Annotated in this window: 21 protein-coding genes, 1 tRNA gene and 1 pseudogene; 13 read left to right on the top strand and 10 right to left on the bottom strand. The window is 64.2% G+C overall.

All coding sequences use genetic code 11. The annotated features are described in order from the left end of the window. The first annotated feature begins 645 nt into the window (after positions 1-645). The 3 genes from AC5V87_RS20315 to AC5V87_RS20305 all read left to right on the top strand — a co-directional run bounded on the left by AC5V87_RS20315 (position 646) and on the right by AC5V87_RS20305 (position 3,217). Positions 646-1,206 (top strand): hypothetical protein, encoded by a 561-nt coding sequence (locus AC5V87_RS20315; RefSeq protein WP_456838571.1) that lies wholly within the window; start codon positions 646-648, stop codon positions 1,204-1,206. Positions 1,207-1,831: 625 nt separating this feature from the next. Beyond that, on the top strand, positions 1,832-2,284 hold the full coding sequence (locus AC5V87_RS20310; protein WP_456838573.1) for a VOC family protein: 453 nt from the start codon (positions 1,832-1,834) through the stop codon (positions 2,282-2,284). A 294-nt stretch (positions 2,285-2,578) separates the two neighbouring features. Then, a complete protein-coding gene (locus AC5V87_RS20305; protein WP_456838574.1) occupies positions 2,579-3,217 on the top strand; it encodes a glutathione S-transferase family protein in 639 nt (212 codons plus the stop codon). A gap of 127 nt (positions 3,218-3,344) precedes the next feature. Here the strand turns inward: AC5V87_RS20305 and AC5V87_RS20300 are convergent, their stop codons facing one another. The 3 genes from AC5V87_RS20300 to AC5V87_RS20290 are packed head-to-tail and all read right to left on the bottom strand — an operon-like array spanning position 3,345 to position 4,083. Further along, positions 3,345-3,512 carry a hypothetical protein gene (locus AC5V87_RS20300; RefSeq protein WP_456838575.1) on the bottom strand — a complete coding sequence of 56 codons (168 nt, stop codon included), beginning with the start codon at positions 3,510-3,512 and terminating at the stop codon, positions 3,345-3,347. A 5-nt stretch (positions 3,513-3,517) separates the two neighbouring features. Further along, positions 3,518-3,775, bottom strand: coding sequence for a hypothetical protein (locus AC5V87_RS20295; RefSeq protein ID WP_456838576.1), 258 nt, complete (start codon positions 3,773-3,775; stop codon positions 3,518-3,520). Between the two features lie 53 nt (positions 3,776-3,828). Continuing rightward, positions 3,829-4,083 (bottom strand): PilZ domain-containing protein, encoded by a 255-nt coding sequence (locus AC5V87_RS20290; RefSeq protein WP_456838577.1) that lies wholly within the window; start codon positions 4,081-4,083, stop codon positions 3,829-3,831. Between the two features lie 228 nt (positions 4,084-4,311). Here AC5V87_RS20290 and AC5V87_RS20285 point away from each other — a divergent pair. The 7 genes and pseudogenes from AC5V87_RS20285 (at position 4,312) to AC5V87_RS20255 (ending at position 10,640) form a co-directional block, all read left to right on the top strand. Beyond that, positions 4,312-4,386, top strand: a tRNA-Glu gene (locus AC5V87_RS20285). Between the two features lie 2,282 nt (positions 4,387-6,668). Then, positions 6,669-6,874, top strand: a pseudogene (locus tag AC5V87_RS20280) (PilZ domain-containing protein); the annotation flags it as partial. A 51-nt stretch (positions 6,875-6,925) separates the two neighbouring features. After that, entirely contained in the window at positions 6,926-7,165 is a 240-nt protein-coding gene (locus tag AC5V87_RS20275) for a hypothetical protein (RefSeq protein ID WP_456838579.1), read from the top strand. A gap of 90 nt (positions 7,166-7,255) precedes the next feature. Next, positions 7,256-7,405 (top strand): hypothetical protein, encoded by a 150-nt coding sequence (locus tag AC5V87_RS20270; RefSeq protein WP_456838580.1) that lies wholly within the window; start codon positions 7,256-7,258, stop codon positions 7,403-7,405. 229 nt (positions 7,406-7,634) lie between these two features. Then, positions 7,635-8,672: a PrsW family glutamic-type intramembrane protease gene (locus AC5V87_RS20265; RefSeq protein WP_456838581.1), complete on the top strand. Its 1,038-nt coding sequence runs from the start codon at positions 7,635-7,637 to the stop codon at positions 8,670-8,672. Positions 8,673-8,740: 68 nt separating this feature from the next. Next, entirely contained in the window at positions 8,741-9,319 is a 579-nt protein-coding gene (locus AC5V87_RS20260; RefSeq protein WP_495367575.1) for an HdeD family acid-resistance protein, read from the top strand. A gap of 235 nt (positions 9,320-9,554) precedes the next feature. Next, entirely contained in the window at positions 9,555-10,640 is a 1,086-nt protein-coding gene (locus AC5V87_RS20255) for a 3-deoxy-7-phosphoheptulonate synthase (protein ID WP_456838583.1), read from the top strand. Between the two features lie 60 nt (positions 10,641-10,700). On the opposite strand, the gene AC5V87_RS20250 is transcribed toward AC5V87_RS20255, so the two are convergent. Genes AC5V87_RS20250 through epmA form a run of 3 tightly spaced genes read right to left on the bottom strand, consistent with a single transcriptional unit; the run spans position 10,701 to position 13,157 of the window. Beyond that, on the bottom strand, positions 10,701-10,955 hold the full coding sequence (locus tag AC5V87_RS20250; protein WP_495367574.1) for a hypothetical protein: 255 nt from the start codon (positions 10,953-10,955) through the stop codon (positions 10,701-10,703). Positions 10,956-11,001: 46 nt separating this feature from the next. Next, the gene (locus AC5V87_RS20245) at positions 11,002-12,096 is read right to left on the bottom strand and encodes a lysine-2,3-aminomutase-like protein (RefSeq protein ID WP_495367573.1); all 1,095 of its coding nucleotides are present in this window, start codon (positions 12,094-12,096) and stop codon (positions 11,002-11,004) included. Further along, positions 12,093-13,157, bottom strand: a complete 1,065-nt coding sequence (epmA, locus tag AC5V87_RS20240) for an EF-P lysine aminoacylase EpmA (RefSeq protein ID WP_495367572.1) — start codon at positions 13,155-13,157, stop codon at positions 12,093-12,095. Before epmA ends, AC5V87_RS20245 begins: the two co-directional genes overlap by 4 nt. A 162-nt stretch (positions 13,158-13,319) precedes the next feature. Here epmA and efp point away from each other — a divergent pair, with 162 nt between their 5' ends. Further along, positions 13,320-13,886 carry an elongation factor P gene (efp, locus tag AC5V87_RS20235; protein ID WP_456838587.1) on the top strand — a complete coding sequence of 189 codons (567 nt, stop codon included), beginning with the start codon at positions 13,320-13,322 and terminating at the stop codon, positions 13,884-13,886. A 45-nt stretch (positions 13,887-13,931) separates the two neighbouring features. Beyond that, positions 13,932-15,533, top strand: coding sequence for a M23 family peptidase (locus AC5V87_RS20230; protein ID WP_495367571.1), 1,602 nt, complete (start codon positions 13,932-13,934; stop codon positions 15,531-15,533). A gap of 19 nt (positions 15,534-15,552) precedes the next feature. Here the strand turns inward: AC5V87_RS20230 and AC5V87_RS20225 are convergent, their stop codons facing one another. Continuing rightward, positions 15,553-16,056 (bottom strand): cupin domain-containing protein, encoded by a 504-nt coding sequence (locus AC5V87_RS20225; RefSeq protein WP_456838588.1) that lies wholly within the window; start codon positions 16,054-16,056, stop codon positions 15,553-15,555. A gap of 21 nt (positions 16,057-16,077) precedes the next feature. Next, complete coding sequence (locus AC5V87_RS20220; RefSeq protein ID WP_495367570.1) at positions 16,078-16,557, bottom strand: carboxymuconolactone decarboxylase family protein; 480 nt, start codon at positions 16,555-16,557, stop codon at positions 16,078-16,080. A 54-nt stretch (positions 16,558-16,611) separates the two neighbouring features. Between AC5V87_RS20220 and AC5V87_RS20215 the strand changes: the two genes are divergently transcribed. Next, the gene (locus AC5V87_RS20215; RefSeq protein WP_456838589.1) at positions 16,612-17,142 is read left to right on the top strand and encodes a MarR family winged helix-turn-helix transcriptional regulator; all 531 of its coding nucleotides are present in this window, start codon (positions 16,612-16,614) and stop codon (positions 17,140-17,142) included. A gap of 34 nt (positions 17,143-17,176) precedes the next feature. Here AC5V87_RS20215 and AC5V87_RS20210 read toward each other — a convergent pair whose 3' ends face one another. Beyond that, positions 17,177-17,365, bottom strand: a complete 189-nt coding sequence (locus tag AC5V87_RS20210) for a hypothetical protein (RefSeq protein WP_456838590.1) — start codon at positions 17,363-17,365, stop codon at positions 17,177-17,179. Positions 17,366-17,448: 83 nt separating this feature from the next. After that, positions 17,449-17,700 (bottom strand): hypothetical protein, encoded by a 252-nt coding sequence (locus AC5V87_RS20205; protein WP_456838591.1) that lies wholly within the window; start codon positions 17,698-17,700, stop codon positions 17,449-17,451. Positions 17,701-17,729 lie beyond the last annotated feature (29 nt).

Below are 17,729 nucleotides of genomic sequence, written 5' to 3'. Positions count from 1 at the left end.
ATCGTTGGCTTCGGGAGCAGGCCGCCCCTGCTCGACGTGAGGAAGGCTCCGCGCCCCCGCCCCCCAAGGTTGCGGAGCTTTCTTTTGGAACGTCGCTCCCGCCCCGTCATTCCAACATTGGGCCGACGCGCTTCTGGTCATGACAGGAGGTCGCGCTTCGTCTCCGTCACGGAGTTTTCCTGGGAGCTCGCATGAGCGATGACCGCATAGGCAACGAACCTTCACCCCTCCTGCTTTTCGGCGGAGCGATAATCCCGGTGTTCGCAGTGCTGGCGTGGTTCGCGTTCTAATGCCCGAACTGGCACAGCGTGCAAAGCTCCGCTCGAGGTGGTCCGCCGCCCTGAGCGCCGCTACATCCCATCGCGCCCGTCCCTGGTCGCGAAGTGGCATGCGAGCACCACCAGGGCCAGCGTGAAGTTCGAGCCGAGCAGGATCTTGAGAGCCAATTCCGTCCCCGCACTCACATAGCGGACCTCGTGCCGGTGGAGAAGTAGAGGGACGAAGTTTGGGGGAACACTTCGTGCTGCTCTGAGATCTTGAGAGCCTTGAAGTCTGCAACGATTTTGCTCATTCTACCTCCAATTGAGATAGATCCAGACGTTTCCTCCGCCCGCTCAATTGGCATGAGAGCTTATTCGAGGGCATATGAGCAAGTTGCCGGTCAGAGAGACATCGAAAGCACCGTTCTCTCCAAAGACGGAACGAGTGCTGACGCTCGTGCAGGTCATGTTTCCGATGCTTACCGCGATAGCGGCGGCGGTTTGGGCGGTGAATGGCTATCTGGACGAACAGAAGAATGCACGCGCGCAAGCGGAAGCAGCGCAGCGAACGCGCCAGACGGAAGCGCGCAGGCCATTCCTGGAGTTGCAGCTATCCACCTACACGAATGCATCAGCCATTGCAGGCAAGTTAGCGTCACTAGACCCCGAAACCCCTCAATGGAAAGATGCGCGAGACAACTTTTATGCGCTGTATTGGAGTCAACTGTCCCTCGTTGAGGACGACGAGGTGAAAGCTCGGATGGTCGGGATAAATAGAGCTCTCCAGACTCTTGAGGCCGACAAAGAAACCAGGCCCATTTTGCAATCCGCAGTCTATTGCTTAGCCGTAACCCTGAAGGAATCTATCGCCAGAAATTGGCAGATTGAGCCCGCGGCCAGGCCGCGGACAGCCGAAGGCCCCAAACCGCAATCTGAATGCAGATGATGTACGGTTGCCAAGGAGGCTGATGATAAGGAGACTCTTCGCTCGGGGCGCTTGCACACTTTCCTTGAACAAGATTTGTGCGGCGCTTTCTTATTTTCGAATTGCGTGACAGTGCACTGAACCGGCTCGCCAACAATCTGGGCTTCTCGCCAAGCCAAATGGGTGCACTCGCGATCGCAAACAGAAGCACCCCCATATCATATCGACCACGCGCTCGGGAACACCCGCGCCCGTTCCCCGTTTTCCCCTGATCGGAAAGGCACACCCATGCTTCGATCAGTCTTCGCGATCTCTCTCCTCTTGTACGCGACCTCGGCCCTCGCCCAGCAGCAGCAACGACGCCCCCGCCCTGCGAACGGCGCGTACTGCTGCGCCGTGGCGACGCAGCCCAGCAGCAATCCGTTCAGCAATCCGATCGGGCAAGGCGTGCCGCCGGCCGCTTCGGCTCAACCCTATTGGAACGGAACGGGCGCGCCCGCGCAGCGGCGGCGCTAGCGCCTCAACGTAGCGCCTCTGAGAGCGGCCCCTGCCCTTTGTCGCATTTTGCTGCTAATTGATGCTCCCGCCGGTCCGGCCCAAAGCAAAACCCTCTGCAAAACCCTCTGAATGTCAGGGAGCAACAACCATGCGATACCTCCACACCATGCTGCGCGTGCGCAATCTCGATGCCGCGCTGAAGTTCTACCGGGATGCGCTTGGATTGACGGAGGTGCGGCGGATCGAGAACGACAAGGGGCGCTTCACGCTGGTGTTCCTGTGCGCGGCGGACGATCTCGACGCGCTGAAAAACCAGCCCAAGACGCGCGGCGCCCCGCTGGTCGAGCTCACCTACAATTGGGACGAGGAGACATACGGCGAGGATCGCTTCTTCGGCCATCTCGCCTATGAGGTCGACGACATCTACGCGACCTGCGAGAAGCTGCAAAAGGCCGGCGTCACCATCAACCGTCCGCCGCGCGACGGCAACATGGCCTTCGTCCGCTCGCCGGACCTGCACTCGATCGAGCTCTTGCAAAAGGGCGAGCCGAAGCCGCCGCAGGAACCCTGGGCCTCGATGCCCAACACCGGCCATTGGTAAGGCACCTCGCCCAGGAACAAGCCCTCGCACCTGGGATTGTCCCTCCGACAGAGCAATCGGAGGAGAACGCAATGGGACGAGGTATCTTGCTGTGGCTGCTGGGCGTGCCGATCCCGGTGATCATTCTGTTATGGCTGTTCTTCGGCCATTAGAGGCGCGACCATAACATTTGCCACGAAAGCTCCGCCTCGGGCGGAGCTTTTTGCATGAGGGGCGCGCCGCAAGCGCCGTCCTCCACGACGCGAAATTCCGTTATCACCCGCACAAATCGACCACGCCGCGGGAGCAAGCTCGATGCCGGACCAACAGCTGACGATCTGGGGCCGTGCCAATTCGGTCAACGTGCAGAAGGTGCTGTGGTGCCTCACCGAGCTCGGCCTGCCCTTCGAGCGGATCGACGCCGGCATGGCGTTCGGCAAGACCCGCGAGGCCGAGTATCTCGCGATGAATCCCAATGCGCGGATCCCGACGCTGGTCGAAGGCGACTTCGTGTTGTGGGAGTCCAACTCCATCCTGCGCTATCTCTGTCTCGCGCATGGGCGCGGCACGGCGATCTACCCCGAGGCGCCGAAGAGCCGCGCCAGCGTCGACCGCTGGCTCGACTGGACGTTGTCGACTGTGCAGCCGGTCGATCGCCCGGTGTTCTGGGGCATCGTGCGCACGGCGCCCGCCGAGCGCGACATGATCCAGGTGCAGCGGGATGCCGATGCCGCCGCCGAGGTCTGGGCCATCGCCGACCGCCATCTCGCCACGCGCCGCTTCATGGAGGGCGATCAGTTCACGATCGCCGATATCGCGATCGGCTGCTATGCGCGGCGCTGGCTCGGCGTCGAGGGCATCACCCGCCCGGCCCAACCGCACCTGACGCGCTGGCTCGCCGAGCTCGGCAAGCGCAGCGGATTTGCGCAATTCGTCGCACCGCCGATGTCGTGAGCCGGCGGCGCGGCTCAAAGCCTGCCGGGGCCACGCTGAATCGGCCTCCCCGCGCAAGCGGGCGGCGTCACGCCGGAGGCCTGACGGCTACTGTGCATGGGGTTGCTTTCGCAGTTTTGTTTGGCGTCTAGCGCCAGCCGCGCTCGACCAGCACCACGCAGATGATCAGCACCAGCGTCACCACGGCCGTGGCAAGCTTCGCCGGCCAGCTCAGGCCGCGCCCGACCCACCACAAGAGCGCACAATACATCACGAACGGGAAGACGATCTCGGGCCGCAGCAGATCCGGCACCATGCCGACTACCGCCGCACCGTGGTCTCGACGCTGACCGCACCGCCGATCTTCACGCAGGTCCCGGTCGCCTCGACCATATGGAAGCCGCGTCCATAGGAGGCGCATGAGCCCGCCTTCGCGCTCCCGCCGGTGCCCTTCAGCGGGAGCGTCTTGGTCGCCTGGGGCGGCTCGGTGGGCGGCAGGCGCAAGCCCTCCGCAGCGGTGGCGGACGTGGCCAGCAGCGAGACCAGCAATGGGATCAGGACGAGCGGCGGCGTGCGCATGCCCTGTTCTAGCCCGGACCGGCGCGGCGCGCCATCCGGCGCGCCTAGCGGGATCAGAGGAACCTGACGCCGGCCGACTTGCCGCGGCGCCAGACCACCTGGCAACTCCGCCCGGTGCGCGCATCGCGGGCGAACGCCATCCGGATCACGCCCGGCAGCTGGCTCGCATCCTCGTCCAGCGTGATCTTCGCACCCGACTCCGAGATGTCCTGGACCAGGCAGCGCCGCGCGGCGAATCCGCCGTCGAGCGTGATCCAGGCATGCTGCGACAGCAGCTTGCGGGCTGCGCGCTTCTTCGGCTGAGGCATCGGCTTTAAGATCTCCCATTCCAGCGCTATCTCAGGGAACCCTAAGAAACCGTTGAGATCGGCCCCAAATGATCCTGGAGCCGGCGCTATCCACCGCTTCGGACATCCCGTTCCCGAACGGCTTGCCCGGCGGCGCAAAGGCCACTATACGTTCGCCCGCTGCACGCCGCCGGGCCTGACTCGGTCGGCCAGCGGCCGTGCCGCGAAAAGCGGCGGGGCGCTGCGTTTGCTCCCTTCGTCTATCGGTTAGGACGCCACCCTTTCACGGTGGAGAGAGCGGTTCGATTCCGCTAGGGAGCGCCAACTAAATCAATCATTTAGCTCTCAGTCCCGCTGCCGTGTCCAACACAGGGCCAATAAACGCGCATGGACTGAGTCGGCTGCCGCCGGGAGGTCGTCATGATGACGACCATCGCTGTCGCTCTTGTCGCGCAGTTGTCCTTGCGGCCCGCATATTCAGGTTTCCAGACTGATGCACCCACGCCGAGCGCACTCATTGTTCCAGGTCGCAAAAAACGGCCCCGGCACAACCCGCCGGAGCCGCTGTTGGAGGCCTCGACAGTAATGGGGCGCCGCCGAGGCATGCCGAGGTGTAGGGTGATTCGGCAATCGGGTCTGTATCCCTTTGGATATAAGCGGCGCCCTTGAGTGCTCTCTGCGTGACCACCACACGCTGCTTTTCCAGACCCACGGGCGCAGTATGATGCCCGAGTAGCCAGTCACAGGTTTACCTTGGAGTGGCACCGTGACGCGTAACCTCGTAGCTGCGTGTGTGGTCGTAGCCTTGATAATCATGGCCTCGATTGGCTTCGCTCAAAAGCGCCATGAATGTTGGAACGGACACGTGCTAAAAAATTGGCGGCACGGGCACGCGCTCATAACCCGTGAGCCCTGCGGATCTGCTAGCCCCTCCATATAGAACCGCTGCCGTCGGATCTTCTCCACACCCACGAGGCGCAGTAGCTCGCGCGCGTTCAGAGCCACCAGTAAATCGAAAATTTGCGAGGTGCTTGCGATGCCGCTTTGATGGCGGCATGCCTCGCCCTGTCCGACGCCACACGCCAACGCACGCCGATGGTCGGCCGCTTAAGTTTCGGCGAGATGCGCGAGAGGGCCTACGCGGGATCCTGATCTAGTGCCATTGCGGCCATCACGTCGCGCTGAGTGCCGATCGTTGGCCTGACGATGTTCGGCTGTCCGATCTCGAGCCGCGTTTGTCTGCCAAGACTGCGGATCACGCGGGCCGATGTCCAGCCCGACTTCGAACGAGGCAATCAGCGGCTTGCGATCGCGGTCCGCCAAGACGCGGGCTGAGGCGGCCCGAGCGCTGCTCTGTTTGTTTGAGCACACTGGCCGAGGTTCCCGCCAGGAACACGGCCAGAGATGCGTCCATTTTTCCCTGGGTGATTCACATAACCGTAGGAATAGGCGTGGCGTACTTGTTAGGGGCATCAGGAGGACTGCTCTTGACTGACAGCGCCGCGCCTCGGAACAGATTTCTCGTTCGCATGGGAGGCCTCGGTTGGATGGTCTACGATCGTGAGCGCAAAGGCCCGGCGGTGGTCGGGACCGAGTTCGCAGCCAATCTGACGAAGGAGCAGGCAGAGCGAGCGTACGAAATCCTCACTGGCTCCCCACACCAACCCGACGCTGAGAAAGGCCCGCCAGCGTGAATTGGCGGGGTCTTGTATTTCACCGCCTTGCCCTGCAGAAGCGGCCTGTCCATCAACTCAGTTTGGTTTCCCGGCTCAGCCACTCGTCCAGCTCCTCGGGATCAATTCGCCAGGAAGGCGACACGCCCTCCGCCGTTCGAGCCGCCAGCCGGTACCCTTTCCGACGGAGCTTGGCCGCCAAATTCTTCGCGCTTGCCTCGTCGCTACACTCCACGGACATGCCTCCGTACACGACGACCCACTTGGAGGGTGGCTTGCGTTTCTCGGGGTGTCGTCGCCTCGAAAAGTGGCGCATGACCATGAACCCCAAAATGCTAAACCTTCAGAGTTTAACCATCATTAGACACCCTGTTGAGATGTTTCGCAAAGAAAAGCAACCTCAGTGCGATTATGCCGCATGCACGCCCCAGTTGTGACTGCCAGCGCGAATAGAATGTACGGATTAACTCCAGCGATTTGGTCCACGTCATCAGCCCGAGTACAAGCCCGCCAGCGTGAACCGGCGGGCCTCGCCCAATCAGTTTGCGCGCGCGCCGGGCTCGAGCTCCATCCTCGCCAGTCGGCTATCCTCAAGCCCTGTCGAGCATGTCCCAGGATCAGCGCACCTAGCGTCACCATGCCAAGACGGCTTCTTCAAGCACCGCGTCGTGAAATTGTGCCCAGTAAAAATCCGCGTCGGTCATGTCCAAGCCAGCAAGCTCGGCAAACATCATGTCGCGACCTTCCTGCATCGTCCCGGCGAGCGAGCGGTCGCCGGGTGGGAGACGAACCGTGCGGTCCGCAGGTTCATGCCCTTCCGGCAAGACGTCGCCAGTATCGTCAGATGTGCAGCCATGCAACTTCGTCGTGCGATCTGACGCTCACGTTCGATCCTGCCTTTTTGGCCAGCCGCGGGCCTCGGCACGAACCTGCCCGCCGGCCGGAACCGCGTTGGCGGTCGGCGCCTGCGTCGGGCGCGTGATCCGCAAATTCGACCACGGCTTTGCGGTCAAGTTCGCCGAAAGCAGCAGCGGGACGACCTCGTCCGGCTGATCCTTCGCCCTTGCCGCACTCCGCCTGAGCGGGGTTACGGCTACGGCTGCCCTAGAGCGGCCCCAATGCGGGATCAACTTTTGTAGGTCTGCGCCTTTGGCCGGACGACATTTGCGGACTTGCGATCGGGGGACCGGATGGCAGTCAACAAGATCACCTGGGACAGGGTCGGCCGGGTCACCGAGCCGGGCCGCTACATGTACACTTTCGGCTGGCTCACCATCACCGCTGGCGATCTCGCGATCTGGCAACAATATCCGCAGGCCGCGTTCACGCTGCTCGCGCAACCGTCCGAGCCGGCCGAGGCCGTCGGCGAGGAATTCCATCTCGGCGCCTTCGACATCGCGCCCGACGCGCCGCCGTTCACCACGCATTGAGCGTGGCGAATGCCTGACGCGCCTCACACGTCCGCAAGCGCATGCGGACGAAGCGGAAGCGCGTGGCACGGGGGTTACTTTATCATTGCCATGATCCAGATCCCTGCCGTCGACCAGGCCTTCCTGCTGCTCCTCATCGTCTCCTGCCTCGGCACGTGCCTCGTACGCGCCTTCTGGGAGCTGGAGCAGGTGCGGACCCGCCGGATTGCGTCGCCCTCGCGCGGGCGCGACGAAGCGTGACTGGACCGGCCTGCCGGCCACCTGTCCTCTCAAAGGCGACGAACCTCTCGCTATGGATGACGAACAGGCTCCGTCATGCAATTGATTGCGCTTGGATTCCAAACATTCGCGGCGGCACGTATGAATGGAGGCTGCAGCGGTCGTTAAGCGAACCGACAGCGAGCGCATGACACATGGTCGCATCGGTGGACGTAGCTAAGCGGATCAAGGGAACTTATTTTCGACGCCGATGTACCTGATTGAAGCGTTACCCACCGTGATCGGAACGGCCGCCATCGCCCCGGCGCTGCTGATGCTATGGCTCGTTATTGCCGCCGAGGAGCGGCCGGGACCGCCGGCCCAGGTCTGGACCGCGTTCCTGCTTGGTGCCGCCAGCATTTCGCTGCTCGGCCTTGCCCGCGCGCCCTTCGCCAAGATGGTTGCGGCTCCAGACAATCCCTGGGCAGCGCTGGCGATGCATTCGGTGTTCGGCGTGGCGCTGCCCGAGGAGGCGGTCAAGGTCATCGCCATCGTGCTGGTCTCTTCGACCAAGCGGCGCACCTTTGCCAATCCGATGGACACGGTGGTCTATGGTGCCGCGGTCGGTCTCGGCTTCGCCGCCTACGAGAACCTCGCTTATCTCGTGCAGCATGCCGAGATGTGGCGCTCGCTCGCCGCCTTGCGCAGTGTGCTGACCGTGCCGTTCCACGGCGCGCTCGGCATCATCGCCGGCGCTTATCTCACGATCGCCCGGGCCGGCACGGCGCTGGGCGCGAACCGTCACCATCGCGACTGGGCGCGTCTCTCCAGCCGCCTCCTGATCTTCGCTGGGCCCCTGGCGCTGCATTCGGCTTTCGACTTCCCGCTGCTCACGCTCCAGCGCATGCCGGAGCTCGATCCCAGCTTGCGGATGTGGCTCGGCGGCGCGAGCCTTCTGATCGGCTTCAGCTCGATCGCCTTTGCCGTCCGGCTGGTCCGTCGGGTTGCACGCCATCATGCGCCCCGAACTGACATTGCGCGGGAGCGACTCAGCCAGTTGCGGCGGATGTGGGCGCTGCTGCTCGCGGGTGGCGGCGTTGGCTTCCTTGGCCTCGCCTTCGTGCTGACCTCGATCCACCACTGGCTGATCAATCCCGAGCGCAATCTGACGCTGGCGCTGATCCCGATCGGCTTCGTCTCGATCCTGCTCGGCCTTGCGCTTCTGGTTGTCACAACGGCGATCTACATTCTCGGCCGCAACCGCATCCGCACCAGCGGCGAAGGCTTTTCGTCGGCGCCCGGCGGTTAGTCGCGGGATCGCAAGCGTGATGTACGCGTCCTAAATTGAGCGCACAGCTTTCAGTCTGGAGCCTGCCGATGACATCGCCCGAAGATCTTTCACGGCTGCAATCCGCCATGAGCCGGACGGTGAAGGCGCATTGGAAGGCTTTCCTGTTCGAAGGCATCCTGCTCGCCGTCCTGGGTATCGCCGCGCTGGTTGTCCCGCCACTCGCCAGCCTCGCGATCGCGATCGTCCTCGGCTGGATGTTCCTGGTCAGCGGCATCGGCGGGCTGATCGTGACCTATTGGGCGCGCGCCACGCCGGGCTTCTGGTGGTCACTGATCTCCGCCGCCCTCGCCTGCCTCGCCGGCATGCTGCTGCTGGCCCGCCCGATGCAGGCGGTGCTGACGCTGACCATCGTGATTGGCGCCTATTTCCTTGCCGAAGGTGTCGCCACCATCATGTACGCGTTGGAGCACCGCCGCGAGCCCGGGGGCCGCTGGTCGTGGCTGATGATCTCCGGCCTCGTCGACATCGCGATCTCGTTCATGGTGATCACGGGCCTGCCGAGCTCGGCGGAATGGGCCATCGGCATTCTCGTGGGTATCAATTTGCTGTTCGGCGGCGCCACCCTCATCGGCATGGCGCTGGCGGCGCGCAACAGCAACACCTGAGGTATCTCGTCACGCGGCGCGCCGTTTTGGGGGTGACAACCCGCCGATGGCGCGCTATATGGCCTGCCATGATCACCGTCGCCACCAGCTATTTTTGGTACTTTAGCTACGACAGCTCGCTGGCGGCGGGAGGATCGCGCTCAATCTGAAAAATTGCAGCAAACGTCCGAACAAGCCGCCAGACCTGGCGGCTTTTTTGTTGGCCGGCAGGTTCTAAAACAGACAGGAGCCCGCCGTGCTGAGCACGACCGACGATCTTCGTATCCGTGAACTGAAAGAGCTGAGCACGCCGGAAGAGGTGATGCGGGAAGTTCCGCGCACGCTCACCGCAACGCGTGTGGTGATGGCGGCGCGCAACGCCATCCATGCCATCCTCACCGGCCAAGACGACCGCCTGCTGGTCGTGGTCGGCCCCTGCTCCGTCCATGACCCCAAGGCCGCGCTCGACTACGCCGAGCGCCTGGCCAAGCTGCGTGAGGACCTTGCCGACCAGCTCGAGATCGTGATGCGGGTCTATTTCGAGAAGCCGCGCACAACCGTCGGCTGGAAGGGCCTGATCAACGATCCCGATCTCGACGGCAGCTTCGACATCAACAAGGGCCTGCGCCTGGCGCGCAACGTGCTGTCGGCCGTGAACAATCTCGGCCTGCCGGCCGGCGCCGAATTCCTCGACATGACCACGCCGCAATACATCGCCGATCTCGTGTCCTGGGCCGCGATCGGCGCGCGTACGACCGAGAGCCAGATCCATCGCGAGTTGGCGTCGGGGCTGTCCTGCCCGGTCGGCTTCAAGAACGGCACCGACGGCAATGTGCGGATCGCGGCGGACGCGGTGAAGTCGGCCTCGCATCCGCATCATTTCATGGCGGTGACGAAGCTCGGCCGCTCGGCGATCGCCTCGACCGCGGGTAACGAGGACTGCCACGTCATCCTGCGCGGCGGAGCTAAGCCGAACTACGACGCCGCAAGCGTCGCGGCGGCCTGCAACGAACTGGCGAAATCCGGCGTCGCGCCGCTGGTGATGGTGGATGCGAGCCACGCCAATTCGAGCAAGAAGCCGGAGAACCAGCCGCTGGTGATGGCCGACATTGCCGCTCAGATTTCCGGCGGCGAAAACCGCATCATGGGCGTGATGATCGAGAGCAATCTCGTCGCCGGGCGTCAGGACGTGGTGCCGGGGAAGCCGCTCACCTACGGCCAGAGCATCACCGACGGCTGCATCGACTGGGCAACCACGGCAACCGTGCTCGAGCAGCTCGCCGACGCGGTCGAAATCCGCCGCAACACCCAGCGCGCGGGCCTGCACGAAAGGACGGCCTGAGAATCGAGGCTAGATTGGTTCGCCCTTTCACCTCTCCCCGATGGGGAGAGGTGAAAGCAATCAGCAGCCGCGGCAGATGCTCTTGATCTTCTTGTCGAGCGCCGCGTCTTCCTTGTTCACGGGATTGTTCGGATCGCTCAGATTCTTCTCGTTCGGCACGTCGCTCGCGCGCGGCTGCCTGTGACCGACCGGCGCGGGCAGCACGCCAGAGCCTGCCGATTGTCCCGACGTTCCGGTGCCCTTGCTCCCGGTCTGCGCAAAGCCTGCGCTGCCGAACGCCACCAGGAGCGACATTGTCACGACGATTTTTCTCATTTCCGCCTCCAATCCTAAAGTCCCGCGCGGCTCGCATCTCACCTGCTCAGGTTTCGGGCGGATAGAGATGAACGTCGCCACAATAATCCACGATACGATAGCGCGTTTCGGCTCGCGCATCACCCGCATCGGGTGCGGTATTTTGTGCCGGCAACACGTAATTCGGTCCGACCGGAGACTTGCCCGCGCCGCCGGGAATATCGATGACATAGTCGGGCTGACACAGCCCTGACACCCGCCCGCGCAACTGCCGCATCAAAGCCTGCCCCTCGGCCAGTGTCGTTCGCAAATGCACGGTGCCCGGCGCGAGATCGCCGTGATGCAGGTAATAGGGCTTGATCCGGCATTCGACGAAAGCTCGCATCAAATCGGACAAAGCGGCGACGTTGTCGTTGACGCCGCGCAAAAGCACGGACTGGCTGACCATGGGAATGCCGGCGTCGATGAGCCGTGCGCAAGCGGCGCGGGCGTCTTCCGTAAGCTCGCGCGCATGGTTGGCATGCAGCGCAACCCAGGTGGTCGCGCCCGGAACCTTCAGCGCTGCGACCATCCCCTCGCTGATGCGTGCGGGATCGGCCACGGGCACGCGGGTGTGGAGGCGGATGATCTTGACGTGATCGATCGCGGCAAGATCGGCCATGATCTCGCTCATCCGGCGCGGCGACAGCATCAAGGGGTCGCCGCCGGTCAGGATCACCTCCCAGATCTCGCTGTGCGAACGGATGTAGTCGATTGCCGCGCGGTAGGCGCTGTCCGACAGCGCGTTCTCCTTGCCGGGGCCGACCATCTCGCGGCGGAAGCAGAAGCGGCAATAGACCGCGCAGACGTGGACGAGCTTGAACAGCACGCGGTCGGGATAGCGATGCACGATGCCCGGAATTGGCGAGTGCGGGTGATCGCCGATCGGATCGGCGTTCTCGCCCGGCTGCATCTCGAGCTCTGCGGCGGTCGGAACGAACTGCCGCGCAATGGGATCGTCGGGATCGGCTGGATCGATCAGCTCGACCAGCGCCGGCGTGATCGCGATCGCATAGCGCGCGGCAACGCGCTCGAGCGCTGGCAGCGCCGCGGCGGGTGCGAGGCCTTCGGCCACGAGCTCGGCCGGCTCGCGCAAGGTACGTGCAAGATTGGTCTTCGTCATCTCTCGCTTAACGCTTCTTCTGCAGGCGGCGTCCACACCACCTGATCAATCCGTGTTGCGCCGCTCGCCAGCATCACCAGCCGGTCGAAGCCGAGAGCGACCCCACTCGCCTCCGGCATTGCGGCAACCGCGGCCAGAAACTCCTCATCCAGCGGATAGGCCTCTCCATAGCGGCGCTGCTTCTCCGCCATCGAGTCCGTGAAGCGCTTGCGCTGCTCCTCGGCGTCGGTCAGTTCGCCAAAGCCGTTGGCGAGCTCGACGCCGCAGCCATAGACCTCGAAGCGTTCCGCGACCCTGGGATCGCTAGCTTTCACCCGCGCCAGCGCCGCCTCTGGAGATGGGTATTCGAACAGGATGGTTAAACGTCCCTGCCCCAGATGCGGCTCGACGTGCTCGACCAGGACCTTGCTGAAGATGTCCGACCAGGTGTCGTCCTCGGCGACACGGACCTTGCCGGCCGCCGCCTGAGCGAGCGCGGCACGGTTACCTTCGGCGCCTGAGATTGTCGACAGCAGGTCGATGCCGGCGAAGCGCTCGAAAGCGCCCGCAACCGTCAGAAGCTCCGGCTCGGCGAAGGGGTCGGCGGTCCGGCCACGGAACGAGAAGGCCTCGATCCCGGTCGCCTGCGCCGCGCGGGCGATAACGACCACGGTGTCGGCCATAATGGCGTCATAGGGGGCACTGGCCCGGTACCATTCCAGCATGGTGAATTCGGGTAAATGCAGATCGCCGCGCTCGCGGTCGCGGAATACCCGGGCGAGCTCGAAGATTCGGGGCTCCCCGGCCGCCAGGAGCTTCTTGCAGGCAAATTCCGGTGAGGTTCGCAAGTATCGAGGCGCCCGGCTACCGTCGGGACGCATGATCTCGGTCCGGGGCGCATGCAGATGGGTCTCGTTGCCCGGAGAAACCTGGAGGACGGAGGTTTCGACCTCGACGAAGCCTTGCTCGGCGAAAAAGCCCCGTATTGCGCCGGTAATGGCTCCCCGCGCCTGGAGGAACGGCCGACGGTCGAGATGCCGCTCGGGCGACCAAAACGGCGAAATCGGCTTGTCCCCAGCCATCAGCCGTCCGCCTTGGCCGTGAGCAAAAGGCTGGCATCGAACGGCAAAATCAGTATGTTGCGGCCCGAAACGGGCGCCGAGGTCCGATTTGAGGCCCCAACTCCCCCATCGATTTGACCACGTCCTGGCCGATGCCGGGCCAAGCAAGCAGGAAATACAGCTTTGAGAGTCATCGCCAGTTCTATTCGCAAGGGCAACGTGATCGAGCAAGACGGCAAGCTTTATGTCGTCGTGAGCGCCGAGAACATCCATCCTGGCAAGGGCACCCCGGTCAGCCAGATCGAAATGCGCCGAATCTCGGATGGGGTAAAGATCTCCGAACGGTACAAGACCACCGACCAGGTCGAAAAGGCCACCATCGAGGAGCGGAACTACACCTACCTCTATGAAGACGGCGACGGCTTCCATTTCATGAACCCGGAAACCTACGACCAGGTCCAGGTGCCGAAGGACGTCGTCGGCGATGCCGCCGCGTATCTTCAGGAGAGCATGACCGTCAAGCTGTCGATGCACGACACCAACCCGGTGTCGATCGCGCTGCCGCAGCGCGTGACGCTGGAAGTGGTCGAGACCGAGCCCGTGACCAAGGGCCAGACCGCCTCGTCGTCGTACAAGCCGGCGGTGCTCTCCAACGGCGTGCGGACCACCGTGCCGCCGCACATCACGGTCGGCACCCGCGTCGTGGTCATGACCGAGGACGGCTCTTACGCAGAGCGCGCCAAGGACTAAGCGACAGGCCGGGGATCGGAACGGGTACCGCCGGGGGGCGAGGCAGTGGGTAGGAAGAGCTTCGGCGTCGTCTCGCTTCTTCTGGCGCCGCTTTCGCTCCTCATCACCCCGCCGCTCGCGGCGGACGAATTCCGCAGCCCCTCGCTCACGGCCCTGCGCGTCGACTGGCGCGCAGCGCTCGACCAGTTCCGCACCGAGATCGGCAGTCGCCCGCAGATCGCGGGCGACTTCATTTTTGCGCCGCGTCGCTCGGTGCCGCGCTACGATCGCCGCGCGATGCCGGCACTGGTGCAGCTTAACGCAGTCTCTTCGCAGTTCTTCACCGGCATCGCTCGCAGCTCCGTGCCCGTGCTGCTGCCGTTCGATACAGCGGCTTACCTCGAGGCGCAGCGAAGCGGCGCACCTGCGAGCCTGTCGCCGTCGCGCTTCCAGGCTGATTTCAATCCCGTCGATCTGTTCGATGCCGGCCCGGCCGGTTACAGCGCCACGTTCTCGCTCGAGCCCGGCGCTGGCGACGGCATGCCGAGCCGCGTGTTCGCGAGGCCCGTCGAGGTGCAGATCACGGGCTCGGCCCTGATCTACGACATCGCCGATCCATCAGGCGGCAAGGGCGAGCCGGTCAAGCCGCTCGCGGCAACCTATCCCGACCTGCGCAGGTTCATCCGGGAAGGTTACGTGCGTTACGCCTTCACGCGCTTCGGGGTCGCCTATGTGGTGTCGATCCAGTGCCTCGACAGCGTCCCCAAGCCGCGGCGGCTCGCCTGCAAGGAAGCCTATCCCGTCGCCGAGCGCTTCCTGAAGGCGCTGCGCGTCGCCGGCGGCCAGCGCATGCGGCCGCTGGCGGACATGGCCTCTGGCGTCATCGATCGCCCCGCGGCGCGCTCGGCGGACTTCAGCTATCGGCCGAGCGGCGAAATCATCCCGAACACCAGCTATCGCAACAGAGGTGGTCATCCCGACGCGATGGCCTATGCGCAGATCCGTTTTCCGCTGGAGAAGGCGCCCGCCTTCGTGCGCTCGCAGTCCTACGCCAAGCGCGACAAGAACGACGGTGCAACCGCTTATCCCTGGCGTGACAATTTCTGCGAGTCCCGAAGTTTCGAGGTCTGGCAATGCGCCGGCGGTTACGGCCATCAGGGCGAGGACATCCGCGCGGCCGCCTGCCCGGCGCCCGGCGAAGGCGGCGCGCCCTGCGATCCCAAGCAGCGCGGCGTCGTCGCGGTTCGCGACGCCATCGTGATCCGCGGCGCCAAGGACCAGGCCGTAACGCTCGAGGTCAACAGCCGGACCGAGCATATCCGCTTCCGCTACATGCACATGAACCCGCAGGTGCTGACAGCGGACGGCATGCTCAATGGGCGCAACGTCACCGAAGGCGAGAAGATCGGCGTGGTCTCGAACTATCTCGACCATCCCGCCGGCACCTCGATGCATCTGCATTTCGACGTGCAGGTGTTCACCCGCGACGGCTGGATCTGGGTCAGCCCTTACGTCACGCTTGTGTCCGCCTATGAACGCCTAATCCGCGGCCGCGGCCGCGAGGTCGGCCCGGAGATCGCGGGCACGCCGCAGCCGGTCGCGCATGCCTTGCCGGACGACGTGGTCAAGCCGGACCTACGCGAAGGCGCGACCGGCGAGGAGAATTGAGCGGCCGCGTCTTTACCGATCACTCCAGATATGTCGTCAGCTGCGCGCCCTCGTCCGCAACGAACACCGCGATCAATTCCGCCGGCTCGGTGGCGCTGGCATTGGCCGAGACCAAGTGGGTGGAGCCCGGCGGCTCGAAGAAGGACTGACCGACGCCGAACGTCTCGACCGGGCCGCCACCGAGCTGGGAGCGGATCTCTCCCTTGGTGATGTAGGCGGTGACGGATCCCGCATGGCGATGCGGCCGCGAGAAACCGCCGGGGCCGTAGATCACGCGCACGATGGTCACCCGCTTGCCCGGCACATTGGGCAGCGCGTAAGAGCCGATCGGCTCGACCTTGTCGAGCGGCGAACTCCCCGCGGCGGTGGCGCAGAGCGGCGCCAATGCGCCGGAAACAGTGTCCATCGTCAGCGGCAGGGCCTTGCCGATCGCGAGCGCGCAGGCAAGTCCGCCAACGACTGCCAGAGCCGTCGCGCGCGATGGCACCGGGCGCGGCGTCGCGATCAAACTCATTGCTGTCATGGCAATCTCCCCTCGTTGCGATCAGGATGCTGCAGCATGCGCCACGACCGGCCGCTTCGCCGGCGTCCAGCGAAATGCTGCGCCAAAACGGTTCCAGACGTTGATCGAGGCGACCGCCGAGGTCAGGTACGTCAACTCCGTCTCGGAGAATTCGCGGCTCGCCTCCGCATAGACGTCTTCGCTGACACCGTCCGGCAGCAAGGTCAACGCCTCTGCCCAGGCGAGCGCCGCGCGCTCACGCGCGGAAAAGATCGGCGCCTCGCGCCAGACCGCGACCAGATGGAGCTTGTCGGCGGGCACGCCGATCCGCTCCGACAACAAGACGTGATGCTGTACGCAAAAGGCACAGCCATTGACCTGCGAGGCGCGCAGCTTGACGAGCTCGAGCAGCTCCTTGTCGAGGCCGGCCTTGGCCGCCACCTGGCCCAAAGCGAGCACCAGATCATACGCATCGGGCGCGATCCGCTTGAAATCCTCGTATTCACTGCGGGCGTGTGACATCGCCGTTCATCCCATGCTATTATAAGAGTACTTGTATCTTATAAGAGCTCTTATATGTCACGCAAGGCTACCGCCATCACAAGATCGAAAACGGCGCGCAAGACCGCCACGTCTGCCGACGACGATGCCGTAGGGGTGCCGGGCCCCGGCGAGGGCAAACGCGGCGAGCAGGGTTATCTCGGCTATCTCCTGCGCCAGGCTCACGCCGCGGTTCGCCTGACGATGGAGCGGACGCTGGCGGATCTCGGCGTGACGTCGCCCCAATTCGCGGTGCTGACCATGCTCAACGCCTATCCGGGCCTGTCGGGCGCCGACGTCGCCCGCCTCACCTTCCTGACGCCGCAGACGGTCGGCGTGATCATTCGCAATCTCGAACGCGACGGCGCGATTGTGATGACGCCGCATCCCATCCATGGCCGCATCCAGCAATGGACGCTGACGCAGCGCGGCGCGACACTGCTGAAGGCGTGCCGGGAACGCGTGATTGCGCTGGAGAAGCGTCTTGCCAGCGGCCTCGATGCCAAGACCGAGGCAAGCATTCGCCGGTGGCTCGCAGGGATTGCAACGGATCTGCAGGAGGACTAGCCGCACAACGCTCGCAGCATCACGGGGGCACGATCTAGTCGCCGCCTCCGCCGTCCCCGCCGCCGTCGTCACATCCGCCGGCATCGGAAAAATCACCGCCGATGCCGCCATCACCCTGAATGCCGCGGCCAAAATTCTCGACGGGGATCATCATGGCCACGAACGCCAGTCCGCCGGCGAATGGCCAGGGATTGGCGCAGATGATGCTGAACAAGTCCCGCACACGCACAGTTTGCGCAGACGGAAACGAACCGACAGTGAAGCGGCAGTCCAAAGTTGGGGTATCCCCGGCCGCGCAAGGACGGTCTAGTCGCCCTTCAACACTTTCTTAACCTCACCGTCGGGCCAGGTCTCGTCCGCCGAGATCACCCGCACGCGGCTTTGGTCGGCTTCATTCACCAGCACATGCGAGCTCACTCGGTCGCGGCATCGCTCCAGGTGCAAATCCGTCTCGGGCTTCCAGCTCAGCGTCGTCGCGAGATCGCCGGGGAAAATCTGCCACCGCGATCCGTCGTCCAGTTCGACGACATGGCTTTCCGCATGCGCGCGTATCTTCATTCCACCTCAAATGCTTGGTGAACAGATTG

The sequence above is a fragment of the Bradyrhizobium sp. SOJA106 genome, from assembly GCF_059448745.1.
Note: the sequence above shows the minus strand (reverse complement) of the source record. Positions and strands in the feature narration are given on the sequence as shown.

Excerpts from the sequence above, each read along its gene's own strand:
- AC5V87_RS20315 (WP_456838571.1), top strand. The coding sequence starts at position 646 with ATGAGCAAGTTGCCGGTCAGAGAGACATCGAAAGCACCGTTCTCTCCA.
- AC5V87_RS20310 (WP_456838573.1), top strand. The coding sequence starts at position 1,832 with ATGCGATACCTCCACACCATGCTGCGCGTGCGCAATCTCGATGCCGCG.
- AC5V87_RS20305 (WP_456838574.1), top strand. The coding sequence starts at position 2,579 with ATGCCGGACCAACAGCTGACGATCTGGGGCCGTGCCAATTCGGTCAAC.
- AC5V87_RS20300 (WP_456838575.1), bottom strand. The coding sequence starts at position 3,512 with ATGGTGCCGGATCTGCTGCGGCCCGAGATCGTCTTCCCGTTCGTGATG.
- AC5V87_RS20295 (WP_456838576.1), bottom strand. The coding sequence starts at position 3,775 with ATGCGCACGCCGCCGCTCGTCCTGATCCCATTGCTGGTCTCGCTGCTG.
- AC5V87_RS20290 (WP_456838577.1), bottom strand. The coding sequence starts at position 4,083 with ATGCCTCAGCCGAAGAAGCGCGCAGCCCGCAAGCTGCTGTCGCAGCAT.
- AC5V87_RS20275 (WP_456838579.1), top strand. The coding sequence starts at position 6,926 with ATGGCAGTCAACAAGATCACCTGGGACAGGGTCGGCCGGGTCACCGAG.
- AC5V87_RS20270 (WP_456838580.1), top strand. The coding sequence starts at position 7,256 with ATGATCCAGATCCCTGCCGTCGACCAGGCCTTCCTGCTGCTCCTCATC.
- AC5V87_RS20265 (WP_456838581.1), top strand. The coding sequence starts at position 7,635 with ATGTACCTGATTGAAGCGTTACCCACCGTGATCGGAACGGCCGCCATC.
- AC5V87_RS20260 (WP_495367575.1), top strand. The coding sequence starts at position 8,741 with ATGACATCGCCCGAAGATCTTTCACGGCTGCAATCCGCCATGAGCCGG.
- AC5V87_RS20250 (WP_495367574.1), bottom strand. The coding sequence starts at position 10,955 with ATGAGAAAAATCGTCGTGACAATGTCGCTCCTGGTGGCGTTCGGCAGC.
- AC5V87_RS20245 (WP_495367573.1), bottom strand. The coding sequence starts at position 12,096 with ATGACGAAGACCAATCTTGCACGTACCTTGCGCGAGCCGGCCGAGCTC.
- epmA (WP_495367572.1), bottom strand. The coding sequence starts at position 13,157 with ATGGCTGGGGACAAGCCGATTTCGCCGTTTTGGTCGCCCGAGCGGCAT.
- AC5V87_RS20225 (WP_456838588.1), bottom strand. The coding sequence starts at position 16,056 with ATGACAGCAATGAGTTTGATCGCGACGCCGCGCCCGGTGCCATCGCGC.
- AC5V87_RS20220 (WP_495367570.1), bottom strand. The coding sequence starts at position 16,557 with ATGTCACACGCCCGCAGTGAATACGAGGATTTCAAGCGGATCGCGCCC.
- AC5V87_RS20215 (WP_456838589.1), top strand. The coding sequence starts at position 16,612 with ATGTCACGCAAGGCTACCGCCATCACAAGATCGAAAACGGCGCGCAAG.
- AC5V87_RS20205 (WP_456838591.1), bottom strand. The coding sequence starts at position 17,700 with ATGAAGATACGCGCGCATGCGGAAAGCCATGTCGTCGAACTGGACGAC.